Below are 24,368 nucleotides of genomic sequence, written 5' to 3'. Positions count from 1 at the left end.
AGTAAGAAGGTGCCCGGGCGGTCTCCGTTGGTGCATGATCACGCCCGAAAGCCACACCAACGGAGAATTTGCATGAAGACCAAGAGCCCGGGGAAAACCGCCGTCCCGCAACCACCGATGAAGCTCCTGTTGGGCAACCTCGGGGAGGTCGATTCGAAGGCGCCCATCCAGAGCATGATGCGCCTGGCCCGCGAGTACGGGCCGATCTACAAGCTCACGCTCGCCGGCAAGGACGTGCATGTTGTCAGCTCGCAGGAACTGGTCAATGAACTCTGCGACGAGTCGCGCTTCGTCAAGCGCATCAGCGGCCCGCTCAAGGAGATCCGCGACTTCGCCGGCGACGGCCTCTTCACCGCCTACAACAGCGAGGCCAACTGGGCCAAGGCGCACCGCCTGCTGATGCCGGCCTTCGGGCCGCTGGGCGTGCGCTCGATGTTCGATCGCATGGTGGACATCGCCGACCAGATGTTCATCAAGTGGGAGCGCTTCGGCCCCTCTGCCGCCATCGACGTGGTCGACAACATGACCCGCCTCACGCTGGACACGATCGCGCTGTGTGCCTTCGACGTGCGCTTCAACAGCTTCTACCAGAACGAGATGCATCCCTTCGTCGCGGCGATGACCGGCGCGCTGGAAGAGGCGGGCATGCGCGGACGGCGGCCGAACGTGGTGTCCGGCCTCATGGTCGCGACCAAGCGCCGCTACGAGGCCGACCAGAAGCTGCTGGCCCAGGTGGCCGACCAGGTCATCGTCGAGCGGCGTGCCGACCCCAAGGGCCTGGAGAAGAAGGACCTGCTCAACGTCATGATGAACGGCGTCGACCCGGTCACCGGCGAGAAGCTGTCGGACGAGAACATCCGCTACCAATTGGTCACCTTCCTGATCGCCGGCCACGAGACCACCAGCGGCCTGCTGTCCTTCGCCTGCCACCTGCTGCTGGCCAATCCGCATGTGATGCTGAAGGCGCAGGCCATCGTCGACGAGGTGCTGGGCAACAACCATCCGCGCGTGGAAGACCTGGCCAAGCTGCGCTACCTCGAGCAGATCCTGCAGGAGACGCTGCGCCTGTGGCCCACCGCGCCGGCCTTCTCGCTCAAGCCGATCAAGGACACCCAGCTGGGCGGCCAGTACGACCTCAGCGCCCGCGACACGGCGCTGGTGCTGGCGCCGATGCTGCATCGCGACCCGGCGGTGTGGGGCGACGATGCCGACGAGTTCAAGCCCGAACGCTTTGCGCCCGAGCTGGCCGAGAAGCTGCCGCCGAATGCCTGGAAGCCTTTCGGCAACGGCGTGCGCGCCTGCATCGGCCGGCCCTTCGCGATGCAGGAGGCGGAGATCGTGCTGGCGATGATGCTGCAGCGCTTCGACATCGTGCAGAACGATCCGGGCTACCAGCTGGAAGTGGCCGAGACGCTCACCATCAAGCCGCATGGCCTGTTCATGCGCGCGCGCCGCCGTGGCACCGGCCTCACCATGCGCAGCGCGCTGCCGTCGGTGACGCAAGCGGTCCTCAAGGACAAGCCCGAGGAAGTGCAACTGAAGGACGACGCGCCGCGCCTGGCCGTGCTCTACGGCAGCAACACTGGCTCCTGCGAGATGTTCGCGCGGCGCATCGCGGCCGACGCGCCACGCCAGGGCTATGCCGCCACGGTGGCGGAGATGGACGACTTCGTCGGCACGCTGACGCCGGGCATGACGGTCGTCGTCGTCACCGCCTCCTACGAAGGGCAGGCGCCGGACAACGGGAAGAAGTTCCTCTCGTGGGTGGAGTCGCGCAAGGCCGGGGAGCTCGCGGGCCTGCACTTCGCGGTGTTCGGTTGCGGCAACCGCCAATGGGCGCGCACCTACCAGGCGATTCCCAAGCGCATCGATGCGGCCTTGGCAGCGGCCGGCGGCAAGGAACTGCTTGCGCGCGGCGAGGCCGATGCGGGCGGCGACTTCTTCGGCGCCTTCGATGCCTGGTACGACAGCTTCTGGTCCGACCTCGGCAAGGGCTTGGGCCACGCCGTGGCCGAGAAGACCGCCCCGCCGACCTTCGACGTGGAGATCCTCGCCTCCGGCCGCGAGCGGGCATTGCAACTGCACGAGTTGGAACAGGGGGTGATCGTCGAGAACCGCGAACTGGTCAACATCGCCCATGCCGGCGCACGCTCCAAGCGCCACCTGCAGATCGCGTTGCCCGAAGGCATGCGCTACAAGGCCGGCGACTATCTGTCGGTGCTGCCGCGCAACCCCGAAGCCATCGTGGCGCGTGCGCTCAAGCGCTTCGGCTTGGCCAGCGACACGCAGATCGTCATCCATCGCCAAGCGGGCGCCGCCGCGACGCTGCCGGGCGACTATCCGGTGGCCGCGTATGAGGTGCTGTCGGGCTACGTGGAACTGGCCCAGCCCGTCACGCGCGCGCAGGTCGCGCAACTGGCCGAGGCCACGCCGTGCCCGCCAGAACGCAAGGAACTGGAGCGGCTCGCCGCCGAGGACGTCTATGAAAGCGAAGTGCTCGGCAAGCGTGTGAGCCTGCTGGAACTGCTGGAACGCGCACAGTCCTGCGACATCGGCTTCGCGCGCTTCCTCGGCATGCTGCCGACGCTGCGCCCGCGCCAGTATTCGATCTCGTCTTCACCATTGGCCAACGAGGCGGAAGCCAGCCTGACGGTGGCCGTGCTCGATGTGCCGGCCATGTCGGGGCAGGGGCGCTTCGAGGGCGTGGCGTCCTCGTACCTTTCGCGTCTGCAGGCGGGCGATCGCTTGTCGGTCGCGGTGCGGCCTTCGCAATCGGGCTTTCATCCGCCGACGGACCCGCGCACGCCGGTCGTGATGGTCTGTGCCGGCACCGGCGTCGCGCCCTTCCGTGGCTTCCTGCAGGAGCGCGCCGCACAGAAGGCCGCCGGCCGCGAGGTGGGCCGTGCGCTGCTGTTCTTCGGCGTGGACGATCCGGACGTGGACTACCTCTATCGCGACCAGTTCGCCAAGTGGGAAGCTGCTGGCGTGGTCGAGATGCGGCCCGCGTTCTCGGCCAAGCCGGAAGGCGAGATCATGTTCGTGCAACACCGCGTGTGGCAGGACCGCATCGAGATCGGCAACCTGTTCAACGAAGGCGCGCAGTTCTACGTCTGCGGCGACGGCAAGCGCATGGCGCCCGCGGTGCGCGAGACCTTCCTCAAGATGTACCAGCGTGCGACCAAGTGCGACGATGCGACCGCCAACGAATGGGCCGATCGCATGGAGCATGAGCATGGGCGGTATGTGTCGGATGTGTTTGCGTAAGGGGTAGCGCAAGCCGGACTGGCGGGGCCCACGATCTTTGGTTAGTCGCAGCGCAGCTTCAACAGACGGGTCGTGCCAATGCGCTTCAGCGTCCTGTTGCTCGTGCTTCCAACGATCGTTGGTTGCGGCACGCTGTGCACGGCAATCGAAGAGGCGGTGCTCGATTCGTCTCTTGTAGAAGGGCCGCCGGCTCAGGTGCCTTCTATCCAGAGTCAGTAGCGAAATGAATCATGACGCGATGAACGCTTCAAGACGGCCGCCCAGCAGATCGCCCGATCCTTCGTTGGTACTGATTCTCTGGCCCGCTGTTGGCTGGGTCCTGTATGAAGCCTATGAGCCGTTGCGTGGCACCTTGGCATTGGGTGGTTTCGTCTTATGTTTGCTGGCGAGCATCGCGTCTGTACTCGTTGGCACCATCGCCTTGGTCGCTGGCACTCTGTCAGCGAGAAGGGTCGGTGAAAAGGCCATCCCGCTCTCTCGATTGCCCGCGTCAGTCGTCTGTTCCATTGTTGTGGCATTGCTGTTTTACGGCGTGCTGTACTTGATCTTTGTATGAGCGTCGCTTGCTCAACTCGTCGGAAAGCATGATTGCTTCCCAGTACGTCGGCCGCATCACCCTCCTGAGGAACAGGGTCGAATCCTTCGACCGCTACCCGTTCTCCCTGCCGGCCATCCGCTCGCTCGAGCAGATCGAGATGCACCCGAAGGTGACGTACTTCATCGGCGAGAACGGCTCCGGAAAGTCCACCCTGCTGGAAGCGATCGCGGTGTCTCTGGGCTTCAATGCGGAGGGCGGGACGAAGAACTTCAACTTCGGCACGCGCCGCTCGCATTCGGAGTTGCACGAATACCTGCGCATCGCCAAGGGGGTGCGTCGGCCGCGCGACGGCTATTTCCTGCGGGCCGAGAGCTTTTTCAACGTGGCTACGGAGATCGAGAAGCTCGACGAGGATCCAACGGCAGGGCCGCTCATCGTCGACTCCTACGGCGGACGTTCATTGCACGAGCAGTCGCATGGCGAATCCTTTCTCGCCTTGATGACGGAGCGCTTCGGTGGTCAGGGGCTGTACATCCTCGATGAGCCCGAAGCCGCGCTGTCGCCGCAAAGGCAACTGGCGGTGCTGTCCCGCATGCATGACCTGGTCCTGGACAACTCCCAGTTCATCATCGCCACCCATTCGCCGATCCTGATGGCGTATCCGAACGCATGGATCTACCAATGCGGCCATGAGGGCATCTCGAGGGTCGCGTACGAGGACACGGAGCACTTTCAGGTGACGCGGGACTTCCTGTCCAATCCGCAGCGCATGTTGCAAATCTTGCTGGAGCGCTGAGCCGCGGACCGGGTCGGCGGGATCGAGGCCATCTCCCGGTCCCCATGCCTTCATGGGCACACCGATCGTGCAAAGCTCCGCGGCCTTGCCTGGGTTCAGTGCGTTCGCGGCGGGTACATTGCTGGGTTTACCCCCATCAAGGCGCAGGAAGAAATGTCGGCAGTGTCAACCACGTTATCGCTCGTCCCTGGAGAAGCGAAGTTTCGTCACCGCGGATTTGCGTTCGCGGGGTGCGTCATCCTCGGCGCTTTGGCCGCACGGGGCATGCCGCACGAATGGCTCCCGGGGGCCTTCCTGCTGGGCGTGCTGGTCGCGCTGTTGTTCGGTGCGATGGCGGTCGTTCGCGAAAGAAGCAGGCCGGCAACTGTTGCCAGGCCGACCTTCCTCTGGTGGTGGTTCCTGCTGGTTTCCGCGTGCTTCATCGGCCTGGGCGTCGGCATGCTCTGGATGGCCTCCGCGTAGCGCTCGCACAACGCGGGAGCATTCCCGGAGTGAGGCGGGGCGCGGTTTCCGGGACACTTTCAAATGACAATTTCGCAACCGTCATGACAAGGTGATCCATGAGCAGCAACCCCTACGCAGCCCCACGTGCAGACCTCGACCTTGTGCCAGACGGCGAGAACAACTCCGGCGGCGGCAGCCAGATCGTGGTGCCCGAGGGCGTGAAGGGCTGGAGCTGGGGTGCGCTGCTGTTCAACTGGATCTGGGCGCCGTTCAACCGGACGTGGATCGGCCTGCTGGCGCTGGTTCCGTACATCGGATTCATCGTGGCCATCTACCTGGGCGTCAAGGGCCGGGAACTGGCCTGGCGCAACAAGCGCTGGGACAGCCTGGAGCACTTCAACCGCGTGCAGAAGCGCTGGTCCTTCTGGGGCGTGCTGCTGGTCCTTGGCGTGGCGGGGATCGGCATCCTGGCGGCGATTGCGCTGCCGGCATATCAGCAATACGTGCACCGCGCGGGTGGCTGATGAGCCTGGCGTTCTGCGCCAAAGGGGATATCCACATCTGAGGCTTCCCGGCTGAAAATGTGCCGCGACCGGTGCGTAGCGCACTGGAAAGACACCGGTCGACCGCAAGGAGTCTCCGATGAGCTGGAACCGATGGTGGCTGCTTCTTTGCCTGCTGGTGCTGGCCGCGGGCCCGCTCGCCGAGGCGCAGGCGCAGGTGCAGTCCCGGAAGGTCCCCCGCATCGGCTACCTTGCGGCCGTCTCGGCCTCCGCCGACGCACCGCGCCTGATGGCATTTCGCCAAGGCCTGCGCGAACTCGGCTATGTCGAAGGCCAGACCATCCAGATCGACTACCGCCACGAAAGCGCCGACCTGCAGCGGTTGCCCACCCTGGCCATGGAGTTGCTGCGCATGGACATCGACGTGCTGGTCGCAGTGACCTCCAACGCGGCGGTGGCGGCGAAGAAGACCACCTCGACGGTGCCGATTGTCTTCATGGGCGTGACCGACCCGGTCGGTTCCGGGCTGGCCGAAAGCCTCGCGCGGCCGGGCGGCAATGCCACCGGCGTCACCAACGTGGCCGGCATCCTGGCCGGCAAGCGGCTGGAACTGCTCAAGGAACTCCTGCCCGCGACCCGACGCGTGGCCGTGCTGTGGGACCCGAAGGCGCCGGGTTCCATTCCGCAATGGGAGGCCAGCCAGGAACCCGCGGAGAAGTTGCGGATGGCGCTGTATTCGATGCAGGTCAGCAGCGTCGAGGGCTATGTGGGGGCGTTCAAGGAGGCGGTGAAGGCCCGCAACGATGCGGTCTGGATCACGCTGAATCCGGTCGCCAATTCCAACCAGCGATTGATCGCGGAACTGGCCATCGACAGCAAGCTGCCGTCGATCTGCGCGCGCGGCGACTACGCGGAGAACGGCTGCCTGATGGCCTACGGGCCCAGCTACACGACCGAAGGCACCGATGGCGCGCGTTACGTCGACCGCATCCTCAAGGGTGCCCGGCCGGCCGACCTGCCGATCCAGCAGCCGACGATCTTCGAGCTGGTGATCAACCTGAACACCGCGAACCGCATCGGGCTGGCGGTGCCGCGCGCGTTGCTGGACCGGGCGGACAAGATCGTGCGTTAAGGACGTTGCAGAATGGCTGCTCACCAATCAAAACAGGGATGCAGACATGAGCACGGCGCAAAAGGTTCTTCTGATCGGCTTCGATCCGTCCGTCGTGGACTACAGCAAGTGGCCGGGCCTCACGCCCGAGAAGCTGTACGCCGCCTTCGATGCGGATCTGGCGAGCTTTACCCAGGCAGGGTTCGAGGCGCAGTACTGCCTGGTGGACCTGGGCGCGACGGCGGAGGAGTCTGTGCGCAAGACGCTCGCGGCGCAGCAGTTCGACGTGGTGCTGATCGGCGCGGGTGTGCGGACCTCGGTGGATCACTTCCTGCTGTTCGAGAAGCTGGTCAATGTGGTGCACCGGCATGCTGGCAGTGCGCGGATCTGCTTCAACACCGGGCCGACGGATTCTGTGGCTGCGGTCAGGCGCTGGGTCTGAGCAGCGGGGCAGGCGCCAAGGCCGCGCCTGGCGCGCAACCGGGGACACAAGCAGCCCCCGCGGCATCACTGATTCTTCTGTGCGCGGCGTGTCCGCGGTCTCGGCGGTGCGGACTGCCCGGACGAGATTTGCAGTTCCACGGCCGCCTGGACGATCGGCCTGGCCCATGCCGGGATCGATTCGAGGGCGCGCTTGTTCTCAAGGTCCGGGAGCACGATCACACCGTCCAACATTTCCAGCACGAGGATCGGGTTCGGTATCTTCTGGCCAGTCTTCGCCTGGGCGCTGTTGTCAAAGACCTGCAGTCTCGCCAGGTGGGGCATGAGCTTGATCAGATGGAGTCGGGACGCTGTCCAGCGCTCACGGATCTTGTTGTCCGGAATGTCATGGCCGCCTTGGGTAACTCTCAGGCGTACGCGCTCGATGTGCATCTCCGCGCTTTCCAGGCCGCAGAACAGCATCACGACAGCGTGGCTTGCCGCTGCCTGTTCGAGCAGCGCCGGCATGGTGTTGGCCCCCAGGGTCGTTTCGAGCGCGTGGTTGGCGCCCTCGGCAATGGCTTTCTGCAGCAGTTCCTTGCCGTGCTGCCACGCCTGGGCGTTGGCCTCTTCCAAGGGCACACCCGACTGCGCGAGTTCGCGCGCGAAGCTGTCAGGGTTGTACCAGGTCAGCCCGTGCTCGAGCAGCATGGCGCCGCCGACCGAACTCTTGCCGGCGCCGTTGACGCCGGCCAGGACGAAAATGAACGGGCGCGGCGGCGCCGGCTTCTTCGACGTCGACATGAAGGCTTGGCGCCCTGTCAGAACGTGGCGCCAGCCTTCGGAGGCTGGGCCAACCTGCCACGCGAAGCCAACAACGCATCCAGCTTGCTCTGCGCGTCCGGCTCGCGCAACACGGAGAGCCGCGCGTCGAACCGCGACGCCAGTTCGTCCAGCATGGACTGTTCCCGCGCCTTGATGGCCGCCAACGCATCCGTGACTTGCCGATAGGTTTCCGCATCGAGCAGGACCATCTCGACATTGGAGTGGTTGGTGATCGCAACACTGCCGGTCTGATGGACCTGGCGAACAATGTCACCCCACTTGTTCCTGACCATGGAGGTGTTGTGACGGGGCAGATCGGCGAGGGCGGCAAGTTGGGGCATGAAAGGCAATCTGTTGGCGTATTGAGGCATTATGCCAATAATGCCGTGAATATGCTCATGCGCGTATCGAACCGGTCATCCAGCGGTCGGCCCATCATCTGGCGCTCCAGAGCCTGAAGGCCGTGCCAAGTGCCAGCCGCGCCGGCGAGGTGGCTTCTGACGTGTTCGCTCAAGCCTGCACGCTGATCGGAAAGCTCGCCTTCCACCCATCCGCCCCTTTCTCGAACGGAACGGTGAGGGCCGCACGGGCCTCCTCCGACATGCTGCGCCAGAGAAAGTCGCGCGCATTGCCCGGCGCGCCGGCGACGTAGAGCTGCGTCGTCAGCAGTTCGCGCGTGCCGAGCTTGACCTTGACGTGGATGTGCGCCGTGCGGCCCGAATAGGCCACGGGGCGGATCGTGCGGAAGCGGTAGCGGCCCTGCGCATCCACGGCGACCTTGCCGAAGCCCTGGAACGCGCGGTCGGCGCGGTCGCCGTCGCCGGGGTGGTGGTAGTGGCCTTGCGCGTCGCATTGCCAGATTTCCACCAGGGCGCCGGCGAGCGGGCGGCCGTCCAGGTCGGTGACAGTTCCGTCGACCCAGGTCGGCTCGGCGGCGGCATAGGTCAGCGTGCCGTTGCGCAGCAGGTCGTTGTCCGAATCGGCCGGCAGGGCTACCGGGTAGAACGGGCCCTCCGTCTGCGTGGGCGTCGCGCGGCGGGCGGTGGGTGCTTGGGCGCGGGCGCCGAGCCACAGGGCGGGCAGGGCGACGATCGCGGCGGAGAGGGCGCGCCTCGGCAGGCCCCGGGGGTGGTGTGTGGGGTTCATCGTGCTCAGAGTCGATGTCGTGGTGACATGTTCCAGACGCGGGTGCCTTTCAGAGGCCGCGGCGCAACGCGCCGTCAGCCCGCATCCTTGCCCGGCGCGTCGCCGATGGCAAGGCCGTTCTCTTCACCCCATGCACGCAAGGCCTTCTCGGTTTCAGCGGCTTCGAAGTCGTACCAGGCTTGCAGCAGGCCTCTCCGATCGAGCAGGTCCTTGAACTTTCCGTAGGCGCCGCGCTTGCGGAAGATGTCCCGGACGGCGTCCGCCGAAGCACCCAGGTGCTCTTCGACGAACGAGAACACGAGTTGCTGCCCGAGATCGAGTTCGCGCTTGTCAGGCACGGCGATGTAGAGGCTGTCGTCCTCGACGTCCACGGGCAAGGGGTCGAAATCGGCCGCGTCCGACCACATGTGCACCTCGCCGGTCACCCGCGAAACGTAGGCTGCGTTCCCGAAATCAGGCGTCATGCTGACGACATCGAGTGCATGCTGGAGATCGTCCAGATTGACGAAGACACCTGGTTTCATGACTCGTCGAACTCCGGGTGGGGTGTTGAGGAATGTGTGGCGTCATTTTCGGATTTGTGGCAGTGAACTCCAAGACCTGCGCCCGTCGACCGCGCCCGGGAAAGAGGGGGCTTTCCCGCTAGTGCCTTCGCACTAGACCAACCCGGACCCGCTAAGCCGTTAGCCAGATTTGCCGTCCCGCCCAAGCGTCGGACACTGCCAGCTTCTAGGCAACCCCTGCCGTGGACGGAGCGCGGATGAGTTGGCGAACAAAAGTGGTTTGGAGCGAGGGGATGCTGTTGCAACCCCAGCACCTTCAGCAGAGCGAGCGCCACGCAGACCATGCCCGGCACCTGCTGCTGCGCACCACCACGCCTTATGCCTGGGGGTTCGCCGAACTGGAAATCGACGCGGCCGCGCTAACGCTCGGCAAGCTCGCGCTCGTGCGCGCGGTGGGCGTGTTCGGCGACGGCACGGTGTTCGACATGCCGGCCATCGACCCGCTGCCCGAGCCGATCGACATCCCGCCCACCATGCGCGAGGAGGCCGTGGTGCTGGCCCTGCCGCTGCGCCGTGCGGGCGCGCGCGAGGCCGATGCCGAAGGCTATGAGGACCTGGTGCGGCACCGCGTGCTGGAAGTCGACGTGCCCGATTCCAACACCTCCGGCGACCGCACCGCCACCGTGCAGCTCGGTGCGCTGCACACGCGCCTGATGCGCGCGAGCGACACCACGGATGCCTGGACCACGATCAACGTCGCCCGCGTGACGGAGCGCCGCGTGGACAACCAGGTGCAGCTCGACCGCGCACTGATCCCGCCGCTGCTCGACGTGGCCGGCCATGCGGTGGTGCGTTCCTGGCTCGACGAACTGCTGGGGCTGCTGCGCCAGCGCGGCGAGGCGTTGGCCGGGCGCATGACCCAGGGTGGCACGGGCGGCGTGTCGGAGATCGCGGACTTCCTGCTGTTGCAGACCGTGAATCGCAACGAGCCGCTGTTCGCGCACCTGGCCAAGAGCGCGATGCTGCACCCCCAGCACTTCTTCGAGCAGGCGCTGGCGCTGGCCGGGGATCTCGCGACCTTCCGCGATTCGCGCCGCGTGACGCGCTTCGGGCCGTACATCCATGACGACCTGGCCGTCAGCTTTCGACCTGTGATGGACGACCTGCGGCGCAGCCTGTCGATGGTGCTGGAGCAGTCGGCCATCCGCATCGACCTGCACGACCGCGGGCGTGGCGTGCAGGTGGCGATGATCCCGGACGTGGAACTGCAGCGCAACGCGACCTTCGTGCTGGCGGTGCAGTCGAACATGCCGAGCGAGGCGCTGCGCGCGCGCTTCCCGCTGCAGGTGAAGATCGGCCCGGTCGAGCGCATCCGCGACCTGGTCACGCTGGCGCTGCCAGGCGTGGCGCTGCTGCCGATGCCGGTGGCGCCGCGGCAGATTCCGTTCCACACGGGCGCCAACTATTTCGAGCTGGAAACGCGCAACAGCGACCTGTGGCGGCAGCTTGAAAAGTCCGGCGGCGTCGCGATGCACATCGCGGGCGATTTCCCGGGCCTCGACATGGCGTTCTGGGCCATCCGGTCATAGCTCATGGCCTCCCCCGCACCCCGCGCACGGTGTGCGCACCTTGAACAGACACATCGGCATTGAACGTCATGTCCACACCCGACCCGTTTGCCGCCTTCGAGTCCGAGCGCACGGTCATCAAGCCGAAGCCGCGCATGCCGGGGCAGATGCCGCCACCACCGCCGGGTGGCGGGGGCGGCGACACGCCATCGGTCGACATCGGCGAGCTCGGGCTGCTCAATCCGCTGGTCTCGGCGGCCGGCAAGCTGCTGGCACTGATGGCGCGGCTGCGCACGCTGGTGCATGCGCCCAACGTGCCGGCGCTGCGGGCGTCTACGGCGGAGGCGGTCAACCAGTTCGACGCCAATGCGCGGCGCGCGGGCGTGTCCAACGAAGCGGTGCTGGCCTCGCGCTATGTCCTCTGCACCGCCTTGGACGAAGCCGTGGCCAACACGCCCTGGGGCGCGCAGGCCGGCTGGAACAAGCAGGGCCTGCTGATCCAGTTCCACAACGAGGCGGTCGGTGGCGAGAAGGTGTTCCAGCTGCTGGCCAAGCTGGCGCAGGACGTGCCCAAGCATCGCGAATTGCTGGAGCTCATCTACTGCATGCTGGGCCTGGGCTTCGAGGGCCGCTATCGAGTGATCGAGAACGGCCGTGCGCAGCTCGACACCGTGCGTGCGCGCCTCGCCGAACTCATCAAGAAGGACCGCCCGCCGCTGGAGACCGACTTGTCGCCGCACTGGCGCGGGCAGGGCGCGGGCACGACGAAGCTGCGGCACGCCTTGCCGCTGTGGGTGTTCGGCGCGGCCTTCGCGCTGCTGCTGGCGCTGGTGTGGTTCGGCCTGCGCATCTCGCTGAACAACCGCTCGGACAGCACTTACGCGGCCGTGTCCGCGCTGCGCGTGCCCAATGTGCAGATCGCGCCGCCGGCCATCCTCGCCAAGGCGCCTCGGCTCGCGAAATTTCTGGAGCCCGAGGTCAAGCAGGGACTGGTCACTGTGACCGACGAGGCAGACCGCAGCACCGTTCGATTGCGCGGCGACTCCTTCTTCGGCTCCGGCAGCGCCGAGCCGATGCCGCAATCCTTGCCCGTGCTCAAGCGCATCGGCGACGCACTGGCCGAGGTCAAGGGCGACGTCCTCATCACCGGCCACTCCGATAACCAGCCGATCCGCTCGCTGCGCTTCCCGAGCAACTGGCACCTGTCCGCCGCACGCGCCGATGCGGTGAAGACCGCGTTGGCAGCGCAGGTCGATCCGGCCCGCATGCGCTCCGACGGCAAGGCCGATGCCGAGCCCGTCGCACCCAATGACACGCCCGCCAATCGGGCCCGCAACCGGCGCGTGGAGATCGTGCTGCTGACCCCGAACCCTGACGCGGTGAAGGTGGAGGCCAAGCCATGAAGAAGATCTTCGGCTGGATCTTTCATCCGGTGCTGCTCACCATCCTCGCGCTCGTCATCGTCGGCGTGCTGATCTGGTGGGTGGGGCCGCTGGTGCGCATCGGCTCGCTGGCGCCGCTGGAGCCGGAGTTGTGGCGCTGGGTGACCATCGGCGTCATCGTCTTCATCGTGCTGTTGCGCGCGGTGCTGCGGCGCTGGCGCGCGCGCAAGGCGAGCGCGGTGCTGACCCAGGGCCTGATGCAGGCGCCCGTTGCCGCCACCGCCGCCGAGCCCGGCAGCGCCGAGCAGAAGATCCTCGACACCCGCTTCAGCGATGCGGTGGCCACGCTCAAGCAGATGCGCCTGCATGCGGCCGGCAAGAAGCCGGGGTTGCGCGACTGGCTGTCGCTCTCGGGCGGCAGCTATCTCTACGACCTGCCCTGGTATGTGTTCATCGGCGCGCCGGGTGCGGGGAAGACCACGGCGCTGGTCAACTCGGGCCTGTCTTTTCCGCTGGCCGACAAGTTCGGGCCGGGCGCGATCAAGGGCGTGGGCGGCACGCGCAATTGCGACTGGTGGTTCACCGACGAAGCCGTGCTCATCGACACGGCCGGCCGCTACACCACGCAGGACAGCCACCAGGCCGAGGACAAGGGTGCATGGGAAGGCTTCCTGGGCCTGCTGAAGAAGGTGCGTCCGCGCCGGCCGCTGAACGGCGTGTTCCTCACCGTGAGCGTGCAGGACCTGCTGAGCCAGGACACCGAGGCGCGCAGCACGCTGGCCGCGTCGATCCGCGCGCGCCTTCTGGAACTGGACGGCAAGCTCACCACGCGGCTGCCGGTCTATGTGCTGGTCACCAAGAGCGACCTGCTGTACGGCTTCACCGAATACTTCGCCGACCTCGGCAAGGAGCAGCGGGCGCAGGTGTTCGGCTTCACGCTGCCGCCGGATGAAGGCGGACAGCTCGCGGAGCAGGGTGTGGGCGTTGCGTTCCAGCGCGAGTTCGGCCTGCTGCACGACCGCGTCAACAACGGCCTCATCGACCGCATGCAGCAGGAGACCGACGGGACGAAGCGCGCCGCCATCTTCGGCTTCCCGGCGCAGTTCGCATCGGTCGGCCCGCTGCTGCAGGACTTGCTGGACCAGGTCTTCACCGGCTCGCGCTTCGCGCAGCCGCCCTGGGTGCGTGGCGTGTACTTCACCAGCGGCACGCAGGAAGGCAGCCCGATCGATCGCGTGATGGGCAGCCTGGCACGCAACTTCGGGCTGGAGCGCGCGATGCTGCCGCCGCAGAAGAGCAGTGGGCGCAGCTACTTCCTCACCACGCTGCTGAAGGACGTGGTGTTCCCCGAGCAACGCCTGGCCGGCGCCGACGTGAAACTGGAGCGCCGCCGCAACACGCTGCGCTTTGCCGCGGTCTCGGCCATGACGCTGGTCACGCTGGGCCTGCTGGCGGCCTGGGGCTACAGCAGCTGGCGCAACGTCGAGTACCTGAAGTCGGTGGATGCGCGCATCGACCCCGCGAAGAAGACGCTGGCGGCGGTGCCTTCGCGCGTGCAGAACCTCATCGAAGTCGCGCCGGTGCTGCAAGGCCTGCGCAACATCTGGGAGACGCAGGAGAACAACAACGGCGATGCGCCGCTGTCGATGGGCCTGGGCCTTTATCAAGGCGACAAGCTCGACGCGGCGGCCAACCTCGCGCACCAGCGCGCGCTCAACGAAGTCTTCCTGCCGCAACTGGCCAAGCGCATCGAGGACCAGCTTCGCACCGCGCAGAAGGACAACCTCGAGTTCACCTACGAGGCGCTCAAGACCTACCTGATGCTGCACCAGCCGGATCGCTTCGACGCCGATGCGCTCAAGGCCTGGATCACGCTGGACTGGAGCCGCAACATCGACCGCGGCGTGCCCGAGGACCAGCGCAAGCTGCTGGAAGACCAGCTCGACGTGCTGATCGCCCAAGGCCCGCCGCGCTCGCCGCTCAAGATGGACGAGAACCTGGTGCGCAACGTGCGCGCCCTGCTCGCGAGCTATCCGCTGGAGCAGCGCGTGTTCAGCCGGCTCAAGCGCAAGCGCATCGGCAAGGACATCCCGGACTTCAGCCCGGCCAATGCCGCCGGCCCCTCGGGTCCGCTGGTGCTGGAGCGCGTGAGCGGCAAGCCCCTGACCGAAGGCGTGCCGGGCATGTTCACCTACGACGGCTATCACAAGCGCTTCCAGTCCGAGGTCACGGTGCAGACCGCGCTGCTCGCCAGCGAAGACCCGTGGGTGCTGGGCCTGAACCGCAGCGCGGCCGACGTCGCGCGCGACACGGCCGGGCTCGGCGCGCTGACCGACCGCGTGCGGCGGCTTTACCTCGACGAATACAACAAGGTTTGGGACGCGCTGCTGGCCGACGTGCGCGTGGTGCGCGGCAGCGGGCTCGACAAGAACATCGAGACCTCGCGCATCCTGTCGAACAAGCCTTCGCCGCTGGTGCTGTTCCTCACGGCGGTGGTCAAGGAGACCACGCTGATCCCGCCCGAGGCCGGCAAGGACGTCGTGAGCAAGGCGACCGAGACCGTGCGCAACACGCGCAAGGGCCTGGAAGACCTGTTCGGCGGCGGCGATCCCAAGGCGCAGCAGGTGGCGGCGGGCAAGCGCATCGAGAGCATCGTCGACGACCACTTCGAGACGCTGCGCAAGTTCGTGCTGCCGGCCACGCCCGGCGGCCCCGCGCCCATCGATGACGCGGTGAAGATGTTCGCCGACGTCAACACCTACCTCACCGCCGTGGATGCCGCGGTCAAGAACCGCACCGCGCCGCCGCCCGGCGATGCGGTGGCCGCGATCAAGGCGCCGGCCGCGCGCCTGCCGGAGCCGGTGCGCTCGATGGTCGAGAACCTGAGCCAGTCGGGCGCGGTGCAGGCCCGCGCCGCCGAGATCGGCAACCTCGCGCAGGACCTGAAGCCGGTCACCGACTTCTGCGTGCGCGCCATCGCGGGGCGCTATCCCTTCGTGCAGGGCAGCAAGCGCGACGTGCTGCCGGACGACTTCGGCACCTTCTTCGGGCCGGGCGGGTTGATGGACGACTTCTTCCAGAAGCGACTGCTGGCCATCGTCGACACGAGCACCAAGCCGTGGCGCTACAAGCCGGTGGCGGAGCGGCCTGCGGTGAGTGCCGCATCGCTGGCGCAGTTCGAGCGGGCCGCGCGCATCCGCGACATCTTCTTCCGCGCCGGCGGCAAGGGGCCGTCGATGCGGCTGGACTTCAAGCCGGTGGAGATGGACGCGAGCATCACGCAGTTCACGCTCGACGTGGACGGGCAACTCGTGAAGTACTCGCACGGCCCGGTGGTGCCGATGGCCATCCAGTGGCCGGGGCCGAAGGGCAGCAACACGGTGCGCATCGAGGTCAGCCCGCCGTCGGCCAGCGGACCTTCCGGCATGGCGGTCGATGGCCCGTGGGCGCTGTTCCGCGCGCTCGACGACGGCCAGCTCGCGGCCGGCGATGCACCGGAAAAATTCTTCATCACCTTCCAGATCGGCGCCCGCACCGCGCGCTTCGAGGTGACGACCAACAGCGTGCAGCATCCGATCCGCCTGAAGGAGCTGCGCGAGTTCCAATGCCCGGAGGGGTTGTGAACGACGCGACCGTTCCAGGTTGGTTCGGCAAGCTGCCGGGCATGGGCGACTTCGCGCACCGGCGCTGGCCCGATGACTTCCTCGCCAAGTGGGACGACTGGCTTCAGAAGGGCCTGATGCAGTTGCGCGAGCAGCATGAGGCCGATTGGGTCGAACGCTATCTCGAAGGGCCGCTGTGGTTCTTCCTGCTGGGCGAGGGCATTGCCGGCGAGAAGGCCTGGATCGGTGTGCTGATGCCGTCGGTCGACAGGGTCGGCCGGTACTTTCCCTTCACGATCGCGGAGGAACTCGACATCCCTGGCGGTCTGTCCGAGGACGAGGCCAGCGCGCGCATGCGCAAGTGGTGGACCTCGGCCGGCCAGGCTGCGCTGGAAGGCCTCGAACAGGACCTGGATGCGACCGGCTTCGATGCAGCCTTGACGCGCCTGTTCGGAACCGAGGTGCCGGTGTCCGAAACGGCGCAGCCGGTACGTGTCCCGCGCCCGGGCCAGTCGAGCTGGTGCTGTGATCCTGACGCGTACGAGGTGCTGCCGATGACCGTGCGCGAGCTGCCGCTGGGCGACCGGTTCGAAGCCCTGTTCGGCTTCGAGGTTTCGGAGGTTCGCCCGACATGAGCGACGAGACCGTGCGCCCCAACGACGATGCGGACGACCGCACGCAGGTCGTGACCGGCCCGACCTTGAGCACTGGCGCCCCGCAAGACGCGACGACCATCGTCGTGCCGCCGGCCACATCGCCCGCACCCGACAAGGACGTCACCACCATCCCGCCCGCCACCCGTGCTTCCGCGCCGCCCGCATCGCAGGACGCCGGCGTGCTGCCACCCGGCGCGCGCATCGCCGACTTCGAGGTCAAGCGGCTGATCGGCCAGGGCGGCTTCGGCGCGGTCTACGAGGTGTGGGACCACAAGCTCGAGCGGGTGGCCGCGATCAAGGAATACCTGCCGATGCAGCTGTCTACGCGGCAGCTCGACGGCAGCGTGGCGCCGCAGTCGGAGCGGCAGCGCGAGACCTTCGACGAGGGCATGAGCAAGTTCCTGGAGGAGGCCCGGCTGCTCGCCAAGTTCGACCATCCCTCGCTGCTCAAGGTGATCGACTACCTGCGCGACCGCGGCACCGCCTACATGGTGATGCCGCTCTATCGCGGCGACACGCTGCGCCAAGCGTTGCGCGACACCCCGGGTGGCGTCGACGAGGCCTGGCTGCTGCGCATCCTCGACGGCGTGACGCAGGCGCTGGCCGTGATGCACGCGGAGCATTGCTACCACCGCGACATCGCCCCCGACAACATCATGCTGCTCGAAGGATCGGGCCGCCCGGTGGTGCTGGACTTCGGCGCAGCGCGCCGCGTCATCAGCGACATGACGCATGCCATCACCGTGATCCTGAAGCCGGGCTATGCGCCGATCGAGCAGTACGCCGAGGTGCCCGACATGACGCAGGGCGCATGGACCGACGTGTATGCGCTGGCCGGTGTGATGCACGTTGCGGTGACCGGCCGTGCGCCGCCGCCCTCAGTGGCGCGACTGCTGGCCGACAGCTATGTGCCGCTGGTCAACAACGAGACGCTGCGCCAGCGCTACAGCATGCAGCTGCTGTCCACCATCGACGCCGGCCTGGCCGTGCGCCCGGAGCATCGGCCGCAGTCGATGGCGGAGATGCGCGCGATGCTCGGGCTCGATGGCGGGCAGACGGTCATCGTGCAGCCCGGTGCACGCCCGCAGGTGCCATCGCCTGCGCCCGCCAGCCGGCCGGTGCCGCTGGGCACCACGCCCGCGCCGATGCCCGCGTCGGCGGTGCCGGCGCCTTCGGGCGGCAAGGGCAAGGCGATCGCGATCGCATCGGTGCTCGGGCTGGCGGTGCTCGGAGGCGGCGGCTGGTGGTGGTCGCAGCAAGGTACGGGCGACAAGGGCGGCGAGGCCGAGAAGATCGCCGCGGCCCCTCCACCGGGGGGCACCAGCGCGGCGCCGGAACCCGCGCCGCCACCGCCTCCACCACCGCCCCCGCCACCACCTCCGCCGCCGCCGGTCACGCCGCTGGAGTCCCTGCAATCGTTGGCGAAGGGCGCCACGCCCGGCTTCGACGTGACGGCCACGCCGAAGAAGGCCGATGTGCTCATCGGCAAGGACAAGCTGTCCTTCGACATACGCAGCAGGCGCGACGGCTATGCGTACGTCTTCCTGCTGTCCACCGACGGCGGCATGTACCAGCTGTTTCCCAACCTGCTCGACAAGTACAACAAGGTCTCGGCCGGCAGCGCCATCACCCTGCCGCGCGCGTCATGGCCGATGGATGCGGGCGGTCCGGCCGGCATCGACCATTTCGCGGTGCTGGTGAGCCAGTACGAGCGCGACTTCAGCGCCACCGGCATCCAGACCGATGGCGTGTTTCCCAAGTTCCCGCTGTCGGTGCTCGCCGCGCTGGAGGCCGCGCGCGGCAGCGGACCGCCACCCCTGCTCGGCCGGCCGAACTGTCCGCCGCCGAGCACCACCTGCAACGACGTGTACGGCGTCGGGCTTTTCCAAATCACCGAGAAGTAATCGTCTGCAAAGCGTCGGCCCGTGGCCAGAAGCCCGGGCCGCCTCTCTTCCAGCAGCAAGGAGGTTTCCATGAAAGACCTGTCACTCCCGCCCTCGCATCTGTCCCGGCCCGTCGGCCGAAGCACCGCGTGCCGGTTCGCCCTGGGTGCCATTGCGCTCGCCGCAACCTGGCTCGCGGGCTGTGCCTCCGCGCCACCCGCCGCCAACACGGCGGCCGCCCCGTCCGCACCCGCAGCTGCGCCGGCCAGGCCTGCCAGCCCTGCCCCGGCCACGGGCAGCACCTTCAACATCGGTCCCGCACCGGCGACGCCCCCCGCGACAACGGCCGGGACGACGGACGCAGCCACGCGCCCGACCACTTCCGGCGCGGCGTCGGGCGCCAGCGTGGCGGGCCAGTCGCGCACCTTCTCGACCCAGCTGGCCACCTACACATCGGTCGGCTACGACGCGTTGCCGGGATGGGGCCGCGACGATTTCTCCGAAGGCTGGCCAGCCTTCCTCGGCAGCTGCAAGGTGCTGACCGGACGCGGTGCGCAATGGAAGGAGATCTGCAGCCGCACCGCCTCGGTCGACCCGAAGAACAGCGCCGCCATCCGAGGCTTCTACGAACGCGAGTTCTCGGTCTACCAGATCCGCGACGACGACCGGCGCCCCGACGGCGTGGTCACCGGCTACTTCGAGCCCGAGATCACCGGCAGCCGCAACTATTCGCCGCCCAACATCTATCCTGTGTACGGTACGCCGGAGGACATGCTCTTCGTCGATGCACGCAAGCTGCCGCCCGGCAATGCCACCGTCGCGGCGCGCGTGCAGGGCCGCGACGTGACGATCCAGACTGGCTCATTCAACACGCGCGACCTCGGCTCGCCCGGCCTCTATTCGCTCGACCTGTCGACCATCACCCGCGACACGCTGGACCGCAAGGTGCGCCTGCGCGCGCAGGGTAGGCAACTGTTGCCGTACTTCACGCGCGAGGAGATCGAGACGCGCGGCGCGCCCAACGCGAAGGTGCTCGCCTTCGTGAGCAGCGCCACCGCGCTGTACGAGATGCAGATCCAGGGCTCCGGCCGCATCCGCCTGTCCAATGGCGAGATCATCCGCGTGGCCTATGCGGAGCAGAACGGCCAGCCCTTCCGTCCCACGCTGGCGCAGAACAAGAACGGCCAGCCCGCGAGCAAGGTGCGCACGCGCGGCGGCGCGATCGAGCTGGAACTGGACAACGACGATGACGACGCGGGCACCGACAACACCGCCGGCATCCGCGTGCGCGGCTTCACGCTGGCGCGGCCGGAGCAGAGCGGCGCGGTGATCGTGCCGGGACGTGCCGCCAGCGGCCCGGTCATCGGCTCCGGCATCAAGGACCCGAGCTATGTGTTCTTCAAGGAATCGGCCGGCGGCGCGAGCGCGACCGGGCCGGTGGGCGCCTTCGGCGTGCCCTTGCAGGCGGGCCGTTCCATCGCGGTCGATCCGCGCAGCACGCCGCTGGGCTACCCGGTGTTCGTGTCGACGCGCACGCCGGGCACCGGCGAGCCGATGCAGCGACTGACGATTGCGCAGGACACCGGCGGCGCGATCCGGGGCGCGGTACGGGCCGACTATTTCTTCGGCAACGGCACCCAGGCCGCGACAAACGCGCGCCGCATGAAGGAGCGCGGCCAGCTCTGGATCCTGCTGCCGCGCGGCCAGGCCGTGGCAGCCGCCGCCAGCACGACCATCCGCACACGCGGCGGCGCGGCGGGGGCCGACCTGCCGCAGTGCCTGGTGCCGGAAGAAGGCCTCTGCGTCGATGACTGACAGATCGACATGCAGGAAACCCTCTCCCCCGAGCAAAGCGTGGAACTGGTGCGCCTGTGGCGTCGCCGGCATGCGCTCGGGCCGAAGGAGATCGCCTGCATGTACGTCATCGTCGGTGGGGCGTTGCAAGGCTGCAATCCGCCCGAGTTGAATGTGCTCGGCGAAGGCCGGCAGGAGTTGGTGGCGCAGTTCATCTACGTCAAGGTGCTGCGCCTCGATGCCGACCCCGACGAAGCCGAGGACAACGGCAGCACCGGCGACAACCACAGCGCCCCGTCGAGCGCCTTCGCGCTGTGCGCCTACTTCCGTCGCTATCTCATCGACTGCACGCGCGCGAGCAGCTTCCGGCGCAGGCTGTCGATCGGCGACCAGGTGACGGAGGCGCAGCTCGAAGACCAGCTCGACCGCCACGGTGACGGCGTCGGCTTCGAGGTGCTGGCCGATCACGGGCTCAGCGGCCCGGCGGTGCAGGCCGCGGCGCGCGCCTTGATCGCTTCGCTGCCCGAGCCGGAGCGCATCCTCCTGTGCGAGGGCTTTGGTCGCGAGAACGCGTTGTCCGGCGTGGCCTCGCGTCATGCCATCGCCTCGTATCACTACCGCGCGGGCCGGCTGGGCCTGGTGCACAAGCGCGAAGGGCTGCCGGCCGACTACGCGAAGACCACGCTGGGCCAGTGGCTCACGCAGACCCTGGGCATCGCCATCGCGCCCGACAACATGGGCGTCATCCTGCGGGTCTTCGAAATCCTCGGTGCTGAAGCGTCTTATGCCTGAAGACATACCCAATTCAGGACACCACCCCGTGACGCACACCGAACTCTGGCCCCCGCTCGGCCTCATCCGCCGCGCCTTCGAGCGCAACGTGGCGCAGGCCGATGACACCGTGCAGGCCGTCGCGCCGCCGCCCGGCACGCAGACGCCACCTGCAACGCAGCCGTCGCGCATCGCCGAAGACCTGCTGATGCCCCTCACAGAACTCGCCCGGCGCCGCGAAGCCGTGGCCCAGCGCGCCTTCCCGGCCCGCTGGGCGCCGGGCCGCCTGCTGAGCATCGTGCATGAGGGGCGCCTGCTCGGCGTGCTGCTGGACAAGTGCATCGGCGGTGATCGCTGGCAGGGCTGGATCGCGGCCGGCGAGGCCGACTGGGCGTCGGCCCACGACGTGCTGCTGGAGCCCGGCGACGAACCCTTCGAGCCGCTGTTCGGCGTGGTGCAGGCCTGGAACCCGGTCACGCTGACGGCCGCGCCGCAGCTCTGCGCGCGCGTGCAGGGCGAGTTGTCGGCCACGCGGCTGGCCGCGATCCGCGCGGTGCATGATGAATGGGCGACGCAGCAGGCACCGGCCATCGATCCCGCGCCGGGCCTCATCGCCGTACGCACCGTTGCGGGCGTGTTCTCGGTGCTCTCGGGCACGCCGCTCGGCAATGACGATCCGCGCAGCGAATACCAGGCGCTGTACCGCGATGCGGCCGAGCAACTGGGTGCGTCCGTGCCGGACAACTCGGCGCAGGCCGCCACCGCGCCGGCCGGACCGGCGCTGTCTTCCCACCCGTGGGCCGATGAGGCCGGATGGGGCACGCGGCTGCGCCAGTGGTTCTCTGCCGATCGATGGGTGCGTCCGGCCTTTGCCGTGCTGGCGCTGGCTTTCGTCGCGCAGAACATGGGCCTGTTCAACCGGCCCGAGCAGGACGAGGAGGTGCGCTTTCGCTCCGTGGCCACCGAGCCCTCCGCGCCGCCTGCGGCCAACCTGGTCGTGCTGTGGAAGGCTGGCGTCACGCTCGACGAAGCCGGCCGTGCGATGCGCGCTGCCTCGGTCGACGTGGTCGGCGGGCCGGACGTGACGGGTGCGTGGCAGTTGTACGCGGCCGACCCGGTCGGTGCGCTGGCCGCCTTGCAGGACTCCGCGCTGGTGCAGGCCGTGCGCGTGGCCGAGGGGCGGGCAGCGAGATGACCATGTCGCGCCTTGCACGTTGGCTCATGGGCGCGCTGCTGATCGCAGCGGGCATGCCAACGTGGAGCGCGCAACGGGCCTTGCTGGTGGGCGTGTCGGAACTCGTCAACCAGCCGCAGGCCTTGTGGCTGCAGGCGCCGCGCAATGATGTCCTGCTGATGCGCGAGGTGCTGCTGAAGCAAGGCTTCGCCGCGCCCGACATCACGGTGCTGGCCGACGGCATCGAGGGCGCCGGGCTGCCCGATGCGCAGCGCATCCATGAAGCCTTGGGCCGTCTGCTGGAGCGGGCGCGCAGCGGTGACTTCGTGTTGCTCTATTTCTCCGGCCACGGCACGCGCCTGCGCGATGCGACCAAGGCCTACCAGGAGCCCGACGGCTTGGCGGAGAACTTCCTTGCGCGCGACGTGCGCGGCCAGGTCGGCGTCGACAGGACCTTGCCCGGCGGCGTGCGGGACGTGGAATTCGATGCGTGGATCGGCGCCTTCCTCGCGCGCAACGTGTTCGTGTGGTCGGTGTTCGATACCTGTTCGGCGGCATCGCTGACGCGCAGTTCCAGGGCCGTGAAAGTCGAGCAGCCGGCCGATGACGAAGTGCGCTTTCGGGGCATCCAGGCCGACCGGCTGGTGCGTGGCGATGCGGCGCCTTCGCCGTCGTCCTCCGTGCCGCCCGTGACCAACATCCCGCGCGCCCGCTACGTCGCCTTCTTCGCCTCGGAAAGCCACCAGGTCACGCCCGAACTGCGCCTGCCGCGCAAGGACCGCAGCGGGCGCCCGCAAGGCCTGCTGACCTGGGCCGTGGCCGAGGCCTTGCAGCGAAAACCTGCAACTTGGCGAGACCTCTACAACGGCGTGCTGGCGCTCTATCCGCCTGTCATCGAGGAACTGGAGACACGCTTTCCGGAACGCGAGCTGCCGTCCCCCGTGGCCGAGGGCAACCTCGATTTGCCGCTGTTCGCCAACAGCCTGCAGCCCCTGTCGACGCGGCCGGTGTGGAGCGCGCAGCGCATGGGCGACAAGCTCACGCTGGCGGTGGGTCGGCTCGATGGCCTGGACCCGCGCCAGCCGGTGCGCGTGCTGGCCACGCTGGCGGACGGCACCGTGCGCGTCGCGCCATCGGAGCTGTCGGAGACCACGCTCGGCAATGCCCGCCTGGACGTACCGCCCACGTTGGCCGCATTGACCGGCACGACCTTTTGGGCCATCACACCCGTGGACCCGCCCGAGTCTGTCGTGCTCCGCGTGCGCGCCGACAAGCCCCTGCCCGCCGGCATCAGCCTGGCCTGGCCGGCCGCGCTGCGCACCGTGCGCGAGGGGGATGCGGATGTGCGCTGGACCGATCTTGGCGCGGCGGGGCAGCGGCTGGAATTGCTGTCGCCCATGCTCGGCATGGCCGCCACCACGACCGATACCACGTTGCCCGATGCAGCCGCGTTGCGGCAACGCCTGCAAGCCCTGGCGCACCTCAAGTGGCTGCTACAACTCCACACGCTGGCCGGCGACGGACAACTCGACGGCTTCGATGCGCAACTCGAAATCCGCGAAGGCGCGCGCCTCGTGCGCAACGCTCCCGTGCGCGAGGCCGAGGCGAAGTTGCAGCCGCCCGCCGGCGCCGAACGCGCCGCGCTGGCGGTGCGCAACACCAGCGGCCAGTCGCTCGACCTGGTGATCGTCGCGCTCGATGCGCGCGGCGCCGCGCAAACCGTCTTCCCCGAGGAAAGCAGCGAGACCAACCGCTTCGAGCGCGGCACGCCACAAGCCCCGGCCGCCAAGCGCTTCGACCTGCCGCCGCTCGACGCCGGCGCGCGCCTGCTGGTGCTGGCCAGTCCGGCCGCGCCGTGGAGCGCACCGCGCATGTTCGGCCTGCGCGGGCAGGAGGCGGAAGCGGCCCTGCCCGAGGTCCGCGTGCGCGGCTTGCCGCAAGCGTCGAAGGAACGTCAGGTCTACGCCGCGATGGTTCGCTGGCCGTAG

Annotated in this window: 19 protein-coding genes; 15 read left to right on the top strand and 4 right to left on the bottom strand. The window is 68.0% G+C overall.

The annotated features are described in order from the left end of the window. Positions 1 to 72 precede the first annotated feature (72 nt). The 6 genes from WKW79_RS25300 to WKW79_RS25275 all read left to right on the top strand — a co-directional run bounded on the left by WKW79_RS25300 (position 73) and on the right by WKW79_RS25275 (position 7,098). Positions 73 to 3,264 (top strand): bifunctional cytochrome P450/NADPH--P450 reductase, encoded by a 3,192-nt coding sequence (locus WKW79_RS25300; protein ID WP_340337979.1) that lies wholly within the window; start codon positions 73 to 75, stop codon positions 3,262 to 3,264. Between the two features lie 584 nt (positions 3,265 to 3,848). After that, entirely contained in the window at positions 3,849 to 4,598 is a 750-nt protein-coding gene (locus WKW79_RS25295) for an AAA family ATPase (RefSeq protein WP_340337978.1), read from the top strand. A 264-nt stretch (positions 4,599 to 4,862) separates the two neighbouring features. Continuing rightward, positions 4,863 to 5,060 carry a hypothetical protein gene (locus WKW79_RS25290; protein WP_340337977.1) on the top strand — a complete coding sequence of 66 codons (198 nt, stop codon included), beginning with the start codon at positions 4,863 to 4,865 and terminating at the stop codon, positions 5,058 to 5,060. Between the two features lie 98 nt (positions 5,061 to 5,158). Further along, the gene (locus tag WKW79_RS25285) at positions 5,159 to 5,566 is read left to right on the top strand and encodes a hypothetical protein (protein WP_340337976.1); all 408 of its coding nucleotides are present in this window, start codon (positions 5,159 to 5,161) and stop codon (positions 5,564 to 5,566) included. Positions 5,567 to 5,684: 118 nt separating this feature from the next. Beyond that, positions 5,685 to 6,677 carry an ABC transporter substrate-binding protein gene (locus tag WKW79_RS25280; protein ID WP_340337975.1) on the top strand — a complete coding sequence of 331 codons (993 nt, stop codon included), beginning with the start codon at positions 5,685 to 5,687 and terminating at the stop codon, positions 6,675 to 6,677. A 46-nt stretch (positions 6,678 to 6,723) separates the two neighbouring features. Further along, the gene (locus WKW79_RS25275) at positions 6,724 to 7,098 is read left to right on the top strand and encodes a hypothetical protein (RefSeq protein WP_340337974.1); all 375 of its coding nucleotides are present in this window, start codon (positions 6,724 to 6,726) and stop codon (positions 7,096 to 7,098) included. Positions 7,099 to 7,163: 65 nt separating this feature from the next. Here the strand turns inward: WKW79_RS25275 and WKW79_RS25270 are convergent, their stop codons facing one another. The 4 genes from WKW79_RS25270 to WKW79_RS25255 form a co-directional block, all read right to left on the bottom strand. Next, a complete protein-coding gene (locus WKW79_RS25270; protein WP_340337973.1) occupies positions 7,164 to 7,880 on the bottom strand; it encodes an ATPase in 717 nt (238 codons plus the stop codon). A 17-nt stretch (positions 7,881 to 7,897) separates the two neighbouring features. After that, complete coding sequence (locus tag WKW79_RS25265; protein ID WP_340337972.1) at positions 7,898 to 8,242, bottom strand: type II toxin-antitoxin system prevent-host-death family antitoxin; 345 nt, start codon at positions 8,240 to 8,242, stop codon at positions 7,898 to 7,900. Between the two features lie 169 nt (positions 8,243 to 8,411). After that, entirely contained in the window at positions 8,412 to 9,047 is a 636-nt protein-coding gene (locus WKW79_RS25260) for a dioxygenase family protein (protein WP_340337971.1), read from the bottom strand. A gap of 74 nt (positions 9,048 to 9,121) precedes the next feature. After that, positions 9,122 to 9,571, bottom strand: a complete 450-nt coding sequence (locus tag WKW79_RS25255; protein ID WP_340337970.1) for a hypothetical protein — start codon at positions 9,569 to 9,571, stop codon at positions 9,122 to 9,124. A 236-nt stretch (positions 9,572 to 9,807) separates the two neighbouring features. Between WKW79_RS25255 and tssK the strand changes: the two genes are divergently transcribed. The 9 genes from tssK (at position 9,808) to WKW79_RS25210 (ending at position 24,368) form a co-directional block, all read left to right on the top strand. Beyond that, on the top strand, positions 9,808 to 11,139 hold the full coding sequence (gene tssK / locus WKW79_RS25250; protein WP_340337969.1) for a type VI secretion system baseplate subunit TssK: 1,332 nt from the start codon (positions 9,808 to 9,810) through the stop codon (positions 11,137 to 11,139). 68 nt (positions 11,140 to 11,207) lie between these two features. After that, entirely contained in the window at positions 11,208 to 12,521 is a 1,314-nt protein-coding gene (locus WKW79_RS25245; protein WP_340337968.1) for a DotU family type VI secretion system protein, read from the top strand. Next, positions 12,518 to 16,123, top strand: coding sequence for a type VI secretion system membrane subunit TssM (tssM, locus tag WKW79_RS25240; protein WP_340337967.1), 3,606 nt, complete (start codon positions 12,518 to 12,520; stop codon positions 16,121 to 16,123). Before WKW79_RS25245 ends, tssM begins: the two co-directional genes overlap by 4 nt. Continuing rightward, positions 16,120 to 16,737 carry a type VI secretion system-associated protein TagF gene (gene tagF, locus WKW79_RS25235; protein ID WP_340337966.1) on the top strand — a complete coding sequence of 206 codons (618 nt, stop codon included), beginning with the start codon at positions 16,120 to 16,122 and terminating at the stop codon, positions 16,735 to 16,737. Before tssM ends, tagF begins: the two co-directional genes overlap by 4 nt. After that, entirely contained in the window at positions 16,734 to 18,662 is a 1,929-nt protein-coding gene (locus WKW79_RS25230; RefSeq protein WP_340337965.1) for a protein kinase domain-containing protein, read from the top strand. The genes tagF and WKW79_RS25230 overlap by 4 nt, the downstream gene beginning before the upstream one ends. 69 nt (positions 18,663 to 18,731) lie before the next feature. Further along, on the top strand, positions 18,732 to 20,456 hold the full coding sequence (gene mltA / locus WKW79_RS25225) for a murein transglycosylase A (RefSeq protein ID WP_340337964.1): 1,725 nt from the start codon (positions 18,732 to 18,734) through the stop codon (positions 20,454 to 20,456). 9 nt (positions 20,457 to 20,465) lie between these two features. Beyond that, positions 20,466 to 21,227 carry a hypothetical protein gene (locus WKW79_RS25220; protein ID WP_340337963.1) on the top strand — a complete coding sequence of 254 codons (762 nt, stop codon included), beginning with the start codon at positions 20,466 to 20,468 and terminating at the stop codon, positions 21,225 to 21,227. A gap of 28 nt (positions 21,228 to 21,255) precedes the next feature. Further along, positions 21,256 to 22,401, top strand: a complete 1,146-nt coding sequence (locus WKW79_RS25215) for a hypothetical protein (protein WP_340337962.1) — start codon at positions 21,256 to 21,258, stop codon at positions 22,399 to 22,401. A gap of 2 nt (positions 22,402 to 22,403) precedes the next feature. Further along, complete coding sequence (locus WKW79_RS25210; protein ID WP_340337961.1) at positions 22,404 to 24,368, top strand: caspase family protein; 1,965 nt, start codon at positions 22,404 to 22,406, stop codon at positions 24,366 to 24,368.

Origin of the sequence: Variovorax robiniae, from assembly GCF_037889955.1 — a bacterium.
GTDB classification, from domain to species: domain Bacteria; phylum Pseudomonadota; class Gammaproteobacteria; order Burkholderiales; family Burkholderiaceae_C; genus Variovorax; species Variovorax robiniae.
Note: the sequence above shows the minus strand (reverse complement) of the source record. Positions and strands in the feature narration are given on the sequence as shown.